General features: G+C 73.9%; 12 protein-coding genes and 5 tRNA genes. 9 read left to right on the top strand and 8 right to left on the bottom strand.

Features of this window, described 5'->3' with window-relative positions; translation table 11 throughout:
- The first annotated feature begins 132 nt into the window (after positions 1-132).
- The 3 genes from cobT to AC3IYJ_RS08140 all read left to right on the top strand — a co-directional run bounded on the left by cobT (position 133) and on the right by AC3IYJ_RS08140 (position 5786).
- Positions 133-3354, top strand: coding sequence for a nicotinate-nucleotide--dimethylbenzimidazole phosphoribosyltransferase (cobT, locus tag AC3IYJ_RS08150; protein ID WP_489400657.1), 3222 nt, complete (start codon positions 133-135; stop codon positions 3352-3354).
- A 305-nt stretch (positions 3355-3659) separates the two neighbouring features.
- Entirely contained in the window at positions 3660-4886 is a 1227-nt protein-coding gene (cobA, locus tag AC3IYJ_RS08145; RefSeq protein WP_489400656.1) for a uroporphyrinogen-III C-methyltransferase, read from the top strand.
- An 87-nt stretch (positions 4887-4973) separates the two neighbouring features.
- Positions 4974-5786: a TrmH family RNA methyltransferase gene (locus AC3IYJ_RS08140; protein ID WP_371615023.1), complete on the top strand. Its 813-nt coding sequence runs from the start codon at positions 4974-4976 to the stop codon at positions 5784-5786.
- A gap of 61 nt (positions 5787-5847) precedes the next feature.
- Here AC3IYJ_RS08140 and AC3IYJ_RS08135 read toward each other — a convergent pair whose 3' ends face one another.
- Complete coding sequence (locus AC3IYJ_RS08135) at positions 5848-7083, bottom strand: serine/threonine-protein kinase (protein WP_489400655.1); 1236 nt, start codon at positions 7081-7083, stop codon at positions 5848-5850.
- A gap of 552 nt (positions 7084-7635) precedes the next feature.
- Here AC3IYJ_RS08135 and AC3IYJ_RS08130 point away from each other — a divergent pair.
- Positions 7636-7821 (top strand): hypothetical protein, encoded by a 186-nt coding sequence (locus AC3IYJ_RS08130; protein WP_385129416.1) that lies wholly within the window; start codon positions 7636-7638, stop codon positions 7819-7821.
- Between the two features lie 269 nt (positions 7822-8090).
- Here AC3IYJ_RS08130 and AC3IYJ_RS08125 read toward each other — a convergent pair whose 3' ends face one another.
- A complete protein-coding gene (locus AC3IYJ_RS08125) occupies positions 8091-8726 on the bottom strand; it encodes a VOC family protein (protein ID WP_489400654.1) in 636 nt (211 codons plus the stop codon).
- Positions 8727-9214: 488 nt separating this feature from the next.
- Here AC3IYJ_RS08125 and AC3IYJ_RS08120 point away from each other — a divergent pair, with 488 nt between their 5' ends.
- Both AC3IYJ_RS08120 and AC3IYJ_RS08115 read left to right on the top strand, forming a co-directional pair.
- Positions 9215-10450 carry a phosphotransferase family protein gene (locus AC3IYJ_RS08120; protein WP_489400653.1) on the top strand — a complete coding sequence of 412 codons (1236 nt, stop codon included), beginning with the start codon at positions 9215-9217 and terminating at the stop codon, positions 10448-10450.
- A 65-nt stretch (positions 10451-10515) separates the two neighbouring features.
- Positions 10516-10827 (top strand): TFIIB-type zinc ribbon-containing protein, encoded by a 312-nt coding sequence (locus AC3IYJ_RS08115; RefSeq protein WP_489400652.1) that lies wholly within the window; start codon positions 10516-10518, stop codon positions 10825-10827.
- Between the two features lie 170 nt (positions 10828-10997).
- On the opposite strand, the gene AC3IYJ_RS08110 is transcribed toward AC3IYJ_RS08115, so the two are convergent.
- From AC3IYJ_RS08110 to AC3IYJ_RS08090, 5 genes are all read right to left on the bottom strand, one after another.
- Positions 10998-11072, bottom strand: a tRNA-Val gene (locus tag AC3IYJ_RS08110).
- A gap of 40 nt (positions 11073-11112) precedes the next feature.
- Positions 11113-11184, bottom strand: a tRNA-Val gene (locus tag AC3IYJ_RS08105).
- A gap of 19 nt (positions 11185-11203) precedes the next feature.
- Positions 11204-11275 (bottom strand) — tRNA-Val (locus AC3IYJ_RS08100).
- Position 11276: 1 nt separating this feature from the next.
- Positions 11277-11350 (bottom strand) — tRNA-Cys (locus tag AC3IYJ_RS08095).
- 46 nt (positions 11351-11396) lie between these two features.
- Positions 11397-11469 (bottom strand) — tRNA-Gly (locus tag AC3IYJ_RS08090).
- A gap of 180 nt (positions 11470-11649) precedes the next feature.
- Here AC3IYJ_RS08090 and AC3IYJ_RS08085 point away from each other — a divergent pair.
- From AC3IYJ_RS08085 to AC3IYJ_RS08075, 3 genes are all read left to right on the top strand, one after another.
- Positions 11650-12762: a chorismate-binding protein gene (locus AC3IYJ_RS08085; RefSeq protein ID WP_489400651.1), complete on the top strand. Its 1113-nt coding sequence runs from the start codon at positions 11650-11652 to the stop codon at positions 12760-12762.
- On the top strand, positions 12759-13586 hold the full coding sequence (locus AC3IYJ_RS08080; protein ID WP_489400650.1) for an aminotransferase class IV: 828 nt from the start codon (positions 12759-12761) through the stop codon (positions 13584-13586). Before AC3IYJ_RS08085 ends, AC3IYJ_RS08080 begins: the two co-directional genes overlap by 4 nt.
- Before the next feature lie 112 nt (positions 13587-13698).
- Positions 13699-14523, top strand: a complete 825-nt coding sequence (locus tag AC3IYJ_RS08075) for a GNAT family N-acetyltransferase (protein WP_489400649.1) — start codon at positions 13699-13701, stop codon at positions 14521-14523.
- Here AC3IYJ_RS08075 and AC3IYJ_RS08070 read toward each other — a convergent pair.
- Entirely contained in the window at positions 14520-15014 is a 495-nt protein-coding gene (locus AC3IYJ_RS08070) for a DsbA family protein (RefSeq protein WP_489400648.1), read from the bottom strand. The genes AC3IYJ_RS08075 and AC3IYJ_RS08070 overlap by 4 nt on opposite strands.
- Between the last annotated feature and the right edge of the window lie 110 nt (positions 15015-15124).

Genomic DNA, 15124 nt, shown 5'->3' with positions numbered 1-15124 from the left:
TACTTACTGGTTGTCGTGCAGGCGTACGTGAGACGAAGCCGCCCCACGGCAATCCGGCACGGCATCAGCGCTCGGCGGGCTCGTGGTCGACCGGGCGGTAGAAGAGGCAACACCGATGGGCGAGGGGTACGCATGACTGACACCGGCCAGGTTCCGGGCGAGGGTCTCCCGGACAACACGGGCATGGTGGGTCAGCCGGGCATCCCCGCCCCGGTTCCCATGCAGTCCCCCGCGACCGGGGGCTACGCCTTCCAGGACCTCGTGGACGACCCCTCCGAGCCGGAGGACGAGGAACTGCTGCTGATGCCGAGCAGCCAGGGCGCGTGGAGCGACCCGCAGGTCGTCCCGCAGATGCCCGTCTTCCCGGAGCCCCTGGCCTACGGGGACGCCCCGTACACCGAGTACACCGGGCCCGCCGATTACGCAGAGCCCGCCGTGTACGCCGAGTACCAGCAGCCCGCCGCCCCCGCCCCGGTGGCCTACGAGCCCTTCCTGCAGCCCGGCTTCCCCGAGCAGTCCTTCCCCGACCCGGCCTCCTACAGCGCCGGTGCGCACGAGGCCGGCGGCCGGGACTCCGGCGCGCTGGACCTCGGCGGCCTCGTGGCCCCGCAGGGCCAGAGCCAGGCTCCGGCGGCCCCCGTGGCCCCCGCCCCCGTGCGCCGGCCGCTGCACATGGGCCCGCCCGTGCCCGAGGCCACCGGGGGAGTCGTACGTTCCCTCGCGGACCGGGGTCCGGCCGCGACGCCGGCTCCGCTCCAGGCGCAGGTCCCGGCTCCGGTCCCGGTTGCCGTGCAGGTTCCGGTTCCGGCTGCCGCCGTGGCTCCCGAGCCCGAGTCCGCGCTCTCCGCCCTGAGCACCCCCGCGACGCCGGTTCCGGTGCGCCAGGCCGGTCCGCCGACCACGGGACCCGAGTACCTGGACATCCCGCACCCGGAGGCCGTCGCGGCTCCCGAGGCCCCGCAGCCGGCCGAGATCCCGGTCCAGGCCGGGACCCCGTGGGGGGTCGAGCAGGCTCCCGAGGCCGTGGCAGAGGTTCCGGCCGGGGCTCCGGCGGAGCTTGCGGCTGAGGCTGCCGCCGAGATTCCGGTGGCGGTTCCGGTCGAGGCCGCAGCGGCGGTCGCCGCCGTGGCAGGGCCGGACGCCGTTGGCGAGCCCGCTCCCGAGCCCGTGGCCGTCGCCGTCGTGGAGCCCGAGCCGGTCGCCTTCGCCGCTGCTGTCGTGGAGCCCGAGCCCGCCGTCGCGGCCGAGCCCGCTCCCGAGCCCGTGGCGGCTCCCGAGCCCGAGCCGGTCGTGGCCGAAGCGGTGGCCGTGACCGCTGTCGTCGCCGAGGCCGAGCCGGAGCCGGAGCCGGAGGCGCAGCCCGTCCCGGCCGCCGAGCCCGAGCCGGTCGTCGTGGCGCAGCCGGAGCCCGTGGCCGCCGAGGCCGAGGTCGAGCCGGTCGCCGTCGTGGAGCCCGAGCCGCAGGCCGCGGACACGGTGGCTCCGGCCGCCGAACCGGAGCCCGTCGCCGTCCCCGAGCCCGAGGCGCAGCCGGAGCCCGTGGCGGACGGGACGGCCGCGCCGGTGGCCGAGACCGCGCCCGCCGACGAGCAGGAGCCCGAGCCGGAGGCCCCGGCGGCCACCGAGGCGGCCCCGGCGTACGCCGACGCCGAGCGCGAGGCCGTCCTGCGCGTCATGCGCGAGCGTCGCGACATCCGCAAGGGCTTCCGCACCGACCCCATCCCGCACGAGGTGCTGCTCCGCGTCCTGGAGGCGGCCCACACCGCACCCAGCGTCGGCCACTCCCAGCCGTGGGACTTCGTCGTCATCAAGTCCGCCGAGACCCGTCGGACCATGCACGAGCTCGCCGAACACCAGCGCGAGGCCTACGCGAAGTCGCTGCCCAAGGGTCGCGCGAAGCAGTTCAAGGAACTCAAGATCGAGGCCATCCTCGACACCCCGGTGAACATCGTGGTCACCGCCGACCCCACCCGCGGCGGCCGCCACACCCTGGGCCGGCACACCCAGCCGCAGATGGCCCCGTACTCCTCGGCCCTCGCCGTCGAGAACCTCTGGCTCGCCGCGCGCGCCGAAGGCCTCGGCGTCGGCTGGGTCAGCTTCTTCGACGAGCGCGAGATGGTCCGCGCGCTCGGTCTGCCGGAGCACCTGGAGGTCGTCGCCTACCTGTGCGTCGGCTACGTGGACGAGTTCCCCGACGAGCCCGAGCTCGCCCAGGCCGGCTGGTCCCAGCGCCGGCCGCTGGCGTGGGTCGTGCACGAGGAGACGTACGGGCGCCGCGCGCTGCCCGGCGAGGAGCCGCACGACCTGCTCTCCGAGACGGTCGCCAGCATCCGCCCGCTCGACGCGAAGGCGCTCGGCGAGGCCTGGGAGCGGCAGAAGCGCATGACCAAGCCCGCCGGGGCACTGGGCATGCTCGAAATCATCTCGGCGCAGCTGGCCGGACTCTCCCGGGTCTGCCCGCCGCCGATCCCGGAGCCGGCCGCGGTCGCGATCTTCGCGGGTGACCACGGCGTGCACGCCCAGGGCGTCACCCCGTGGCCCCAGGAGGTCACCATGCAGATGGTGGCCAACTTCCTGGGCGGCGGGGCCGTCTGCAACGCGTTCGCCAACCAGGTCGGCGCCGAGGTCTGCGTGATCGACGTGGGCGTCGCGGGCGACCTCCCGGCCACGCCGGGCCTGCTCCCGCGCAAGGTCCGCCCCGGCACGGCCGACCTGTCCGTCGGCCCCGCGATGACCCGAGAAGAGGCCGTCGCCGCCATCGAGGTGGGCATCGAGACGGCCCGCGACCTGGTCGCGGCCGGCAACAAGGCACTGCTCACCGGCGAGATGGGCATCGCGAACACCACCGTGTCCGCCGCCCTGATCTCGGTCTTCACCGGGGTCGACCCGGCGGAGGTCACCGGCCGCGGCACCGGCATCAACGACGAGACGCACGCCCGCAAGGTCGAGGTCGTACGCCGCGCCCTGGAGCTCCACCAGCCCGACCCGGCGGACCCGATCGGCGTCCTGGCGGCGATCGGCGGCCTGGAGCACGCGGCGATCGTCGGCCTCCTCCTCGGCGGCGCCTCCCTGCGCACCCCCGTGATCCTGGACGGCGTCAGCGCCGGCGCGGCCGCCCTGGTGGCCCGTGCCATCGCCCCCGAGTCCCTCTCCGCCTGCATCGCCGGCCACCGCAGCGCGGAGCCCGGCCACGTCGCGGCGCTGAACAAGCTCGGCCTGCGTCCGCTGGTCGACCTGGACCTGCGCCTGGGCGAGGGCACCGGCGCCCTCCTGGCCCTCCCGCTGGTCCAGAGCGCGGCCCGCGCGATGCACGAGGTCGCCACCTTCGACTCGGCCGGAGTCACGGAGAAGTAGTCGCTTCGTCGCCGGGCGGGAAAATCCAGCCTGCCCCGGGGGCCCCTCCCAGCGGTAGCTGGGGGAGATTGAGGGCACGGGTGCGCAGCGCCCGTACGGGGTCCGGGGCGGAGCCCCGGTTTCGGGAAGGGGCGGGGAGGGGAAAGCCGCCCGCAGGGCCCGCCCCGCGCCCCCGCACGGCCCGCGCCGTATGGTGGACCCGCACCACATAACCGCACGTCAGTACCCGCACGTCAGTACCCCGCCGCTCCAGCGCCGCAGCGGCACACAAGAGAACCGCCGCTGCCCCAGGAGCCGCAACCGCCATGGCCGACACCCCCGCCTACCCCGTCGGACTCCGCCTCAAGGGCCGCCGCGTCGTCGTCATCGGCGGCGGCCAGGTCGCCCAGCGCCGCCTCCCCGCGCTCATCGCGGCCGGCGCCGACATCGTCCTGATCTCCCCCTCCGCGACCCCCTCCGTGGACGCCATGGCGGAGACCGGAGAGATCCGCTGGGAGCGCCGCCGCTACGAGGCCGGCGACCTCACCGACGCCTGGTACGCCCTCATCGCCACCCGGGACCGCGCGGCCAACGACGCCGCCTCCGCCGAAGCCGAGCGCGAGCGGGTCTGGTGCGTCCGCGCCGACGACGCCGAGGCCGCCACCGCCTGGACCCCGGCCACCGGCCGCGTGGAGGGCGTCACCGTCGCCGTGCTGACCGGCAACGACCCCCGCCGCTCCGCTTCCGTCCGCGACGCCATCGTCGAGGGGCTGCGCGACGGCAGCCTCGCCGCCCGCGGCCACCGCCACCACAAGCCCGGCGTCTCCCTCGTCGGCGGCGGACCCGGCGACCCCGACCTGATCACGGTCCGCGGCCGCCGCCTCCTCGCCGAGGCCGACGTGGTCATCGCCGACCGGCTGGGCCCCCGTGACCTCCTCGACGAGCTCGGGCCGCACGTGGAGGTCATCGACGCCGCGAAGATCCCGTACGGCCGGTTCATGGCCCAGGAGGCCATCAACAACGCCCTCATCGAGCACGCCAAGGCCGGCAAGGCCGTGGTCCGGCTCAAGGGCGGCGACCCGTACGTGTTCGGGCGCGGCATGGAGGAGCTCCAGGCCCTCGCCGAGGCCGGTATCCCCTGCACCGTCGTCCCCGGCATCTCCAGCTCGATCTCCGTGCCCGGCGCGGCCGGCATCCCGGTCACGCACCGAGGAGTGGCGCACGAGTTCACCGTGGTCAGCGGCCACGTCGGCCCCGACGACCCGCGTTCCCTCGTGGACTGGGCCTCCCTCGCGAAGCTCACCGGCACCCTGGTCGTCCTCATGGGCGTGGACAAGATCGGCCTGATCGCCGAGGCGCTGGTCCGCCACGGCCGCCCCGCCGAAACCGCGGTCGCCGTCATCCAGGAGGGCACCACCGCCTCCCAGCGCCGCGTGGACGCCACCCTGGCCACGGTCGGCGAGACCGTGAAGGCCCGGGAAGTCCGCCCGCCCGCCGTCATCGTCATCGGCGACGTGGTGAAGGTGCACCAGGCCCAGGGCCTGTCCGAGTAGGACCCCGTACGCCCGCTGCTTCGAGCGGCAACCGCACAACCGAGCAGAGCCGTTGGCACCGCACCCAGGACAAGGCAGTATCACCCTGTGGCTGATCTCATCACCGTCGAGGACCCCGACGACCCGCGCCTGCGCGACTACACGGGCCTGACCGACGTAGAACTCCGGCGCAGGCGCGAGCCCGCGGAAGGTCTCTTCATCGCAGAGGGCGAGAAGGTGATCAGACGCGCCAAGGACGCCGGGTACGAGATGCGTTCGATGCTGCTGTCCGCCAAGTGGGTCGATGTCATGCGCGACGTCATCGACGAGCTCCCGGCCCCGGTCTACGCCGTCAGCCCGGAGCTCGCCGAGCGCGTCACCGGCTACCACGTGCACCGCGGCGCCCTCGCCTCGATGCAGCGCAAGCCGCTGCCCACGGCCGAGGAACTGCTCGCCACCACCCGGCGCGTGGTCATCATGGAGGCGGTGAACGACCACACCAACATCGGCGCCATCTTCCGCAGCGCCGCCGCCCTCGGCATGGACGCGGTGCTGCTCTCGCCCGACTGCGCGGACCCGCTCTACCGGCGCTCCGTGAAGGTTTCCATGGGCGCGGTGTTCTCCGTGCCCTACGCCCGCCTGGAGGCCTGGCCCAAGAGCCTGGACTCGGTCCGCGAGGCCGGTTTCAAGCTCCTGGCGCTCACCCCGCACCAGAAGGCCTCGCCGATCGACGAGGCCGCCCCGCAGAACCTGGAACGGGTCGCGCTGATGCTGGGCGCGGAGGGGGACGGGCTCTCGACGCAGGCCCTGGTCGCCGCCGACGAATGGGTACGGATCCCGATGGCGCACGGCGTGGACTCGCTCAACGTGGGCGCGGCCGCGGCCGTCGCCTTCTACGCGGTGGCCAGCGGCCGCCCGTAGCCGGGCGGATGGGTACGGCCTGCGGATCACGCCCCTCGGGCGTGATCCGCCGGCCGTACAGCTAGAGCTTCTGGGCGGCCGCGATGCCCAGCGCGACGACCAGCGTCACCACGATGAAGACGATCAGGCGCTGACGCATCAGCTTCGGATCCGGCCGCGAAGGCCGCCGCCCCGTGCCCGTCGTACGGGGCGCCGGTCGGCCGCCCGTGCGCCCGGCGGTGTTCCCGGGCCCCCGGGCGCCGGTACTGCGGGAACCGGTGCCCCGCGCGGACGAGGGCCGCGAGTGCGGTCCGCTCTGCGGCCCCTGGCCGCCCTGGGAGCCCTGTCCCTTGGACGGTCCCGGCCCCTGGGGCTGCGGCGTGGGCTGGCCGCCGGTACGAGGCTCCGCGCGCTGGTCGTCGTACCCCTCGACGAGGCGCCCCGTCGGCCGCTCGGTGCGGGCCCGCTGCGCCGGCGGACGGCCCTCGCCCAGCCCGTGCGCCTCCCGGGCCGCGATCTCCTTGAGCCGCATCGACAGCTGGAGCGTGGTCGGCCGGTCCTCGGGGTCCTTGGCCAGGCAGGCCCGCACGAGGGGCGCGAGGGCGTCCGGGACGCCCTGGAGGTGCGGCTCCTCGTGCACCACGCGGTAGAGCATGACCTCGGAACTGCCGTGCCCGAAGGGGGAGTCGGCGGTGGCCGCGTAGGCGAGGGTGGCGCCGAGCGAGAAGACGTCGGTGGCCGGGGTGACGGCGGCGCCGCGCACCTGCTCGGGCGCCAGGAAGCCGGGGGAGCCGACGGCCGTTCCCACGTGGGTGAGGGTGCTCGCGCCGGTGGCCCAGGCGATCCCGAAGTCGATGATCCGCGGGCCCTTGGGGGACAGAAGAATGTTCGAGGGCTTGAGGTCGCGGTGGACGACCCCGGCCTCGTGCACGGCGACCAGGCCTTCGGAGAGCGCGGCGCCGATGGCGGCGATCTGCGCGGCCGTCAGCGGGCCCTCCTCGGCCACCTTGTCGTGCAGGGAGGGGCCGGGCACGTACTGGGTGGCGAACCAGGGGCGCTCGGCCTCCAGGTCCGCGGCGACCAGGCGCGCGGTGCATCCGCCGCGGATCCGCCGGGCGGCGGACACCTCGCGGGCGAAGCGGGAGCGGAACTCCTGGTCCTCGGCCAGGTCGGGCCGGATCACCTTGAGCGCGACGCGCTGTCCGCGCCGGTCGGAGCCCAGATAGACGACGCCCATGCCGCCGGCGCCGAGGCGTCGGTGCAGCCTGAACGAGCCGACGACACGCGGGTCCTCGCGCCGGAGCCGCATCATCGCCATGTCCACCCCGCTGACCGGTCGTCCTGTTGACGTGCCACAGCTTACGGACCATCCGGCATGCGCGCTCAGAGGCCGCGCCCTCGCCGGGGGATTCGATAGTCAGTGCGGGGCAGTCCACTTGAGGGATCCTCAGGCCACCGGTCGGACGCATGTGCGGAACGAGGCCGCGAGGCCAAACGGTGCACGGACCAAGGGATTTGGGGTGACGGGCGGTGTATTCGCGGGGTCCGGCCCGGGGTGCGGGCCGGACCCCGCCGGGTGATCTTGGGAGGACCTGGTCGGAGGCGGGGCGTGTGCGGGGAGTGACGGAAGTGAGCGAAGTCACTACCCTCCGGTCATCCCCTCCGGGAAGACCCTCAGGGCCGGGGGCCGGCCTCCACCCAGGGGAGTACACCGGAGGGTGGCTCGTCATCCTCCCGGAGGCCCGGTAATGGGTACGAGGGCATGAGGCCAGGGGCCTTCTCCGCGCCTAGTGTTGAAGACAAGCGGCGGGTGGAGCACTCGTCCCCCGAGGTCACAAACCCGCCGCTGCCAATCGACAGGGAGAGGACCATGGCGGACATCGCACGGCAGGGACGCAAGGCATTCGCGTTCAACAGCCATGAGTCCGGCCGTCGCCACCCACTGGTGGCCGCGGCCATGGTGCTCCCCCTGGCCGCCCTCCTGCTCTTCCTCTTCGGGGGCTTCGACCAGGTGGTGGCGCAGGCGTCGTCCGTAGGCGTGATGCTGGGGCGCTGAGCGGCGCCCCGGGCCCAGGAGAGCGGTCTGGGCCGGGACTGTCACCGGTCGAACCCCGTGGGGACGGGGGAGCGGCCAACGGACGACAGATGAAGGGTGTTGCCCGTACGACTGGGGAGTCGGCCGGGCAACACCCTTTTTTCATGCCCGCGGCCGCCGCGGCGTCCTTGCCGCAGGCGGTGGGGGCAGGGGCCGTGCACGGTTGTCGGCGGGCTCGCTGGGGCCTTCGGCCCCTCTTCGCGTGCTCGGGCGGGGCAGTCGGGACCCGGTCAGATCGTGACCGGGCCGCGGGCGGTGGCGAACTCGACCGAGACCAGGCCCGGTTCCTCGTCCTCGACCCAGGTGACGTCGATCTGGTCGAGGGGGTGGTCGGCCGGTTCGCCGAGGAATTCGGCGATGGAGGCGGCATCGCCGGCGATGGAGACCCCGTGGATGGTGGTGGAAGTGCGCGGGTCGGCGCTCGGGCGTTCCTCGATGGGGACCGCCCACTGGAGGAAGTAGGGCAGTTGCGGGTCCTCCATCAGTTCCAGCAGGCCGATCTGCTTCCACCTCAGGTCGAACCCGTCGGGGCGGACGCGGTGGCCCTCGGCCGAGGTGCGGCCGAGGCGGGCCTCGACCGGGGCGATGTCGTCGACGGAGACCACCCAACCGAGCCAGCCGCCGCCCTCGGCGGCACGGCGCGCGACCGCCTGGCCGAAGGGTGCGCGGTCGGCGGCGGGGTGGTCGAGTGTGGTGACGACCTCGACGTAGGTGCCGCCGCTCAGCGGAAGAATGAAATTGCGGGTGCCGAACCGCGGGTGCACGCCCCCGTCGACGAACCCGGCTCCGAGGGCCGACCCGATCCACTGGACGGTCGAGACGAAGCTGTCGCGGGCCACCGCATAGGACACGTGATCAAGTCGCACGGCGTCATCATCACCCGACAACCCGCACAAATCCCGACGCCACGCCCGCCGCCCCGGCCGCGTCCGCCGTGGATTCGGCAGTCGAAGCCGGGCAGCAGCCCTGCCGCCTGGTCGAGGCCCACGACCCGCTCGATCAACCGCTGCGGGGCGAGCGCTGCAGCCAGAGGATTCCGATCCGGCATGCAGCACCATGCGCACCGCACGTCCAAGGGACAGCCCGCCCTCCCTTCCCCCCTCCTCGTCCCGGAGCTGCGTACCCTCGTCCGGAGGAGCGCCCGCGCGGGGTGGCGCCGGTGCGGGGGAGCGGTCATGGAGAAATCGGGTCCGGAGGACGGCATCCCGAGCCCCGATGGGCAGGCCCGGCCGCCGGGTCGCCCCTTTCGGGTCCTGCCGGGTGGCGCGGACCCGGCAGGACCCGAGGGAGACGTCGTGAGCCTGCCCCCGGGCGCGGAGCCGCCCCTCCTCGCGCACACCGACGGCGTCGGGACGTGGTCGCGTTGGAGCGGGTGAGCGCGGCCGCGCTCGCGGCGCACGCGGGGGCCGTGCGGTACCTGGTCCTCGCGGACCGCGACGACGGCACCGTCGTCCGCTGCGGGGAGGTCGTGGTCAAGGCGCACGCGGGGGACGGCGACCCCGGCGCGCTGGCGGCACGGATCCGGATCGCGGGGGCCCCGGCGCTGGCCGGGGTCCTGCTGGCACCGCTGCGGACCGGGCTCGGCCATGTCGAAGGACGGCCCGTCTCCCTGTGGCCCTACGGGGCTCCGGTCGACCCGGACCGGCCGCAGGACGCCCCCTGGGAGGCGGCCGCCGAACTCCTGGCCGCCCTGCACAGCACCCCCCTCCACCACCTCCCGACCCCGCTCCCCCCGATGCGCGGCCCCGCCAAACTGGCCCGAGCCCTCCACCGCCTCGCCACGGCCTACCCAACCCTGGACCCGGACCCGGCCCCACCCACGAACCGCGCCCCGACCAGTGCCGCGACAACGCCCCAGCCGACAGCCCCGACCCCGCCTACGGGCCCGACTACGGCCGCGGACCCGACCCACGACTCGATTTGGACCCAGACCCAGACCCCGACCCCGGCCCCGGCCCCGGCCCCGGCCCCGACCCCGACCCCGACCCCGGCCCCGGCGGTGGGTGCAGCCCCCGTTCCGTCCACGGCCCCGCCCCCGGCGGCTACGGCCTTCCGGGCCCGCCGGGTCGAGGGGTTTCCGGGGCAGGGCGGGGATGTTGTTCGGCTCGTGCGGTCCGTGTGGGCCGCTGCGCGGACGCTGCCCGGGTGGACGCGGGGGGAAGGGCCGCAGCCGGGGGGTGGGGTGCTGTGCCACGGGGACCTGCACCTCGGGCAGTTGGTCCGGATTCCCGGGCCGGACGGGCACTGGCGGCTCATCGACGTCGACGACCTCGGACTCGGAGCCCCGGCCTGGGATCTCGCCCGGCCGGCGGCCTGGTACGCCGCCGGGCTGCTCGACGCGCCCACCTGGCTGCGCTTCCTCGACGCCTACCGCGCCGCGGGCGGGCCCGCCGCCGGTCCGCCCGGCAGCGACCCCTGGCCGGAACTCGACATCGCCGCCCGCGCGCTCACCGTGCAGACGGCCGCACTGGCCCTGGCCAAGGCGGCCCGGGAGGAACGCCGACTGGACGACGTGGAGCGGCTGATGGTGGACGCCTGTGTCCGAATTGCGGCTCTCCCGGCCGACTTGGAGCCGCAGGCTCCGTCGTAGGGTGAGGCTCACGCCACCGGGTACGCATCCGGTGTCGACCCAGACGGCGAGGAGTTGATCCGGTCATGCAGTGTCCGAAGTGTCACGCGATGATGCACACCTACAACCGCAACGGTGTCCAGATAGAGCAGTGCAGCGGCTGCCGCGGCATCTTCCTCGACTACGGCGAGCTCGAAGCGCTGACCCGCCTGGAGTCCCAGTACACGGCCCAGTACGGCCAGGTCCCGCCGCCCGCCGCGCCGCCGGCCCCGGCTCCGTACCCGGCCCAGCACGCCCCCGCGCCGGCCTGGGGAGCCCCGCAGCACGGCGGCTACGGCCACGGACATGGGCACGGCCACCACAAGGGCGGCTTCGGCCGGATGCTCTTCTCCTCCTGACGGTGACGGTGACGTTCCGGGGCCCCGCGAACCACCACCGGGGCCCCACCCCGCCCGCCCGACACGTACGGAGTCGTAAGGACGCGTACGGACACGAATGGACGCGCACGCCCATGCCCACCGCACACGCGGAAGCCCCGGCCGTCGTAACGGCCGGGGCTTCCGGATGCTGGTGCGCGATACTGGGATTGAACCAGTGACCTCTTCCGTGTCAGGGAAGCGCTCTCCCGCTGAGCTAATCGCGCGGGACCACGGTCTGAAACCGCAGGTGTTGCGTGTACTGCGTGCGCGATACTGGGATTGAACCAGTGACCTCTTCCGTGTCAGGGAAGCGCTCTCCCGCTGAGCTAATCGCGCGGGGATCCTTGCGGACCAGTGGACGATACTGGGATTGAACCAGTGACCTCTTCCGTGTCAGGGAAGCGCTCTCCCGCTGAGCTAATCGTCCTTGGAGGTGGAGACGGGATTTGAACCCGTGTAGACGGCTTTGCAGGCCGTTGCCTCGCCTCTCGGCCACTCCACCATGGAGCAAGAGCGGGGGTTCTCGGGAAGATGATCCCCCACCACAGAGCGGACGACGAGACTCGAACTCGCGACATCCACCTTGGCAAGGTGGTGCTCTACCAACTGAGCTACGTCCGCAGGTCACCGTGTTCGCTCCGGGGTTTTCCCCCTTCGCTCCCTGGCGACGAGTTGAACTCTAGCGGATTCCCGGGCCAGCTCAAAAACGCGTTTCCGCAGCGTGCTGCCGCCCGATCACCACCGGTCACCCGGCAGACGCCTCACCGGCGCCGCCGCGTCACCGGTCATAGACTCGCAGCCGTGCACGACCTGCCTCCCCTCGCCCGCTTCGGCGGCCTTCTCGCGACCGATCTCCGAGATGTCACCCATGACCCCGCCGCCCTGGAGTCCACCGGCTTCTGGGCGGTCGCCGCCGACTTCGAGGGGCGGCTCGTCTGCGCGCGCTTCGGAGACATACGCCCCGACCCGGTGCCGGCGCCCGTCCCGGGGGCCTGGCTGGGCCCCGACGCCGACCAGTGGACCTCCTCGCTCGACCGCGCCGCGTACGTCGCGGGCGTGCGCCGCATCCGCGAGCACATCGCGGCGGGCGAGGTCTACCAGGCCAATCTCTGCCGCGTGATGTCGGCGCCCCTTCTCGAGCCGACCGCCGGCGGCGGCGCGGCAGATGTCGACGCCCTGACCGCGCTGCTGGCGCGCGGTAACCCGGCCCCGTATGCAGGAACGATTCGTCTGCCGGCCCACGGAGTCGAGATCGCCACCGCGTCCCCGGAGCTCTACCTGCGCCGCACCGGCCGCCACGTCGAGTCCGGCCCCATCAAGGGCACCGGCCGTACCGCCGCGGACCTGCTGCCCAAGGACCACGCCGAGAACGTGATGATCGTGGACCTCGTGCGCAACGACCTCGGCCGGGTGTGCGCCACCGGATCCGTCGCCGTCCCCGAGCTGTGCGCCCTCGAAGAGCACCCGGGCCTGGTCCACCTCGTCTCCACCGTCACCGGTGAGCTCGCCGACGGAGCCGGCTGGCCCGAGCTGCTGGCCGCCACCTTCCCGCCCGGCTCGGTCACCGGCGCCCCCAAATCCTCCGCCCTGCGGATCATCGAGGCCCTGGAGACCGCCCCGCGCGGCCCCTACTGCGGTGGCATCGGCTGGGTGGACGCCGACCGGGGCGCCGCCGAGCTCGCCGTCGGCATCCGGACCTTCTGGATCGACCGCGAGACCCCCGGCGGCCCCCGCCTCTGCTTCGGCACCGGCGCCGGGATCACCTGGGGCTCCGACCCCGACCGCGAGTGGGCCGAGACCGAGCTGAAGGCCGCCCGACTGCTGCGGGTAGCGTCGGGGGAGATCGGGGCGCCCAAGGGTGAAACGAACGCGACCGAAACGAACGCGAACGAAAGCGGGAGGACCGTACGGTGAGGATCTGGCTCGACGGAGCACTGCGGGACGCCGACGACGCGAAGGTGTCCGTGTTCGACCACGGTCTCACCGTCGGCGACGGGGTCTTCGAGACGCTCAAGGCGGAGCACGGCACGACCTTCGCCCTCACCCGCCACCTGGAGCGGCTGACCCGCTCGGCCCGGGGTCTGGGCCTGCCCGATCCCGACCTGGACGAGGTCCGCCACGCCTGCGCGGCCGTACTGGAGGCCAACCCGGTCCCGCTCGGCCGGCTGCGCGTGACCTACACCGGGGGCGTCTCCCCGCTGGGCTCCGACCGGGGCGATACCGGCCCCACGCTGATCGTCGCCCTGGCCGGGGCGGTGCGCCGCCCGGACACCACCGCCGTCATCACCGTGCCCTGGGTGCGCAACGAGCGCTCCGCCGTGGTCGGCCTGAAGACCACCTCGTACGCGGAGAACGTGGTCGCGCTCGCCGCCGCCCACCGGGCCGGAGCCTCCGAGGCCCTGTTCGCCAACACGGTCGGGCGGCTCTGCGAGGGCACCGGTTCCAACGTGTTCCTGGTGCTCGACGGGGAACTGCACACCCCGCCCGTTGCCTCCGGCTGCCTCGGCGGCATCACCCGGGCCCTCGTCGCCGAGTGGTCCGGGGCCAAGGAGACCGACCTGCCCTTCGAGGCGCTGGAGCAGGCCGAGGAGGTCTTCCTGACCTCCTCGCTGCGTGATGTCCAGGCCGTCGTACGGATCGACGGGCGTGAGCTCGGCTCCGCCCCCGGCCCCGTCACGGCCGAGGCCATGCGGATCTTCGACGCCCGCTCCGCCGAGGACGCCGACCCCGCGTCCTGACCCGGCCGCGGCCGGGCAGCGGCCCGGTCCCGGTCATGTCCCGACCCGGTGCGGCCCGGGTCGGGACGGAACTCCCTGTGCTTCGGGCCGCGGGGCGGGTAGAACTCGACTGATGACCACCACCCTGCGGCCGAGCGGGCCGCTTCAGCAGAGCACTGGCGGGGCGCGCTCGCGCCCGTACGAGATCCGCGTCAACAGCAGGCGCGTCGGCGCGCTGCTGCTCGCCGCCGACACCCCCTTCGGGCCGACGGTCGCCGAGATCCGCGACCTCGCCGTCGAGGAGCCCGACCGGCGGCGCGGCCGCGCCACGGTCGCTGCGCTCGCCGCCGAGGAAGTGCTGCGCAGCTGGGGCTGCCGGCGGGTCCGCGTCTCGGTCCCGGCCGGTTCGGCGGGCGGCCTGCGGATGGCCGACTCCCTCGGGTACGCCGAGTACAGCCGCAACATGGCCAAGGAACTCCCGGCCGAGCCGCCCGCCCTGTCCGAGGGGGTCACCGGCCGCCCGATGACGGAGGCCGAGTTCGAGATCTGGCTCGCCCGGGCGATCGAGGAGTACGCGCAGGACTGGATCGGCCGCGGCATGCCCGAGGAAGCGGCGCGCGCGAAGTCGGCGGCCGACCACGCCTCCCAGCTGCCCCGGGGCCTGGCCAGTCCGGGTGTCCGCTTCGCCGTGCTGGAGGCGGCGGGAGTCGCCGTCGGCAGCGTGTGGGTCTCGCCGAACGGCGAAGGCTCGTACGTCTTCGACGTCGTGGTCGCCGAGGAGCACCGGGGCCGCGGCTACGGCCGGGACCTGATGCTCCTCGCGGAACGCCAAGCCCTGGCCGCGGGCCACCGGGTGCTCGCGCTGCACGTCTTCACCGACAACACCCCGGCCCTGCGGCTCTACGAGTCCCTCGGCTACCGGACGACCGACTTCAACTACGCCAAGGACCTGATCTAGAGGGCGAGCAGCCGGTCGGCGATCTCCTCGATGCGGGCGCGCAGGCCCTCCTGGCTCTTGCCGCCGTCGAGGCGCTGGCCGTCGATCACGTACGTCGGGGTGCCGCTCACGCCGATCGCCTTGCCCTCGGCCTGGTCGGCGTCCACGATCAGGATGTGCCGGCCGTCGATCAGGGCGGTGTCGAACTCCTCGGCGTCCAGGCCGAGTTCACGCGCCACGTCCACGAGCACGGCCTCGCCGCGCTTGTCCAGCTCCGCGGTGCGGGCGAGCACGGCCTCCACGTACGGCCAGCCCTGCCCCTGCTCGACGGCCTCCTCGGCCGCCTGCGCGGCGGCGAAGGCGTGCTTGTGCTTCTCCAGCGGGAAGTGGCGCAGCCGGATGTCCAGCCGGTCGCCGTAGCGGGCCCGCAGGGCGCGTACGTCGTCCAGGGCGCTGTTGCAGTCCGGGCACTGGAGTTCGCACCAGACATCGAGGATCACGGAATCGGTCATGTGGACAGTCTCCCAGCCCGTGGCCGGGGGGGGCCGACCGGGACCTCGGGATGAGGGACGACCCGGAGATGTCCCGGAGATCCGCTCCGGGCGGGCCGCGGACATGGCCC

The sequence above is a fragment of the Streptomyces sp. GL_140 genome (assembly GCF_057834465.1).
This window is presented reverse-complemented; position numbering and strand designations above follow the sequence as displayed.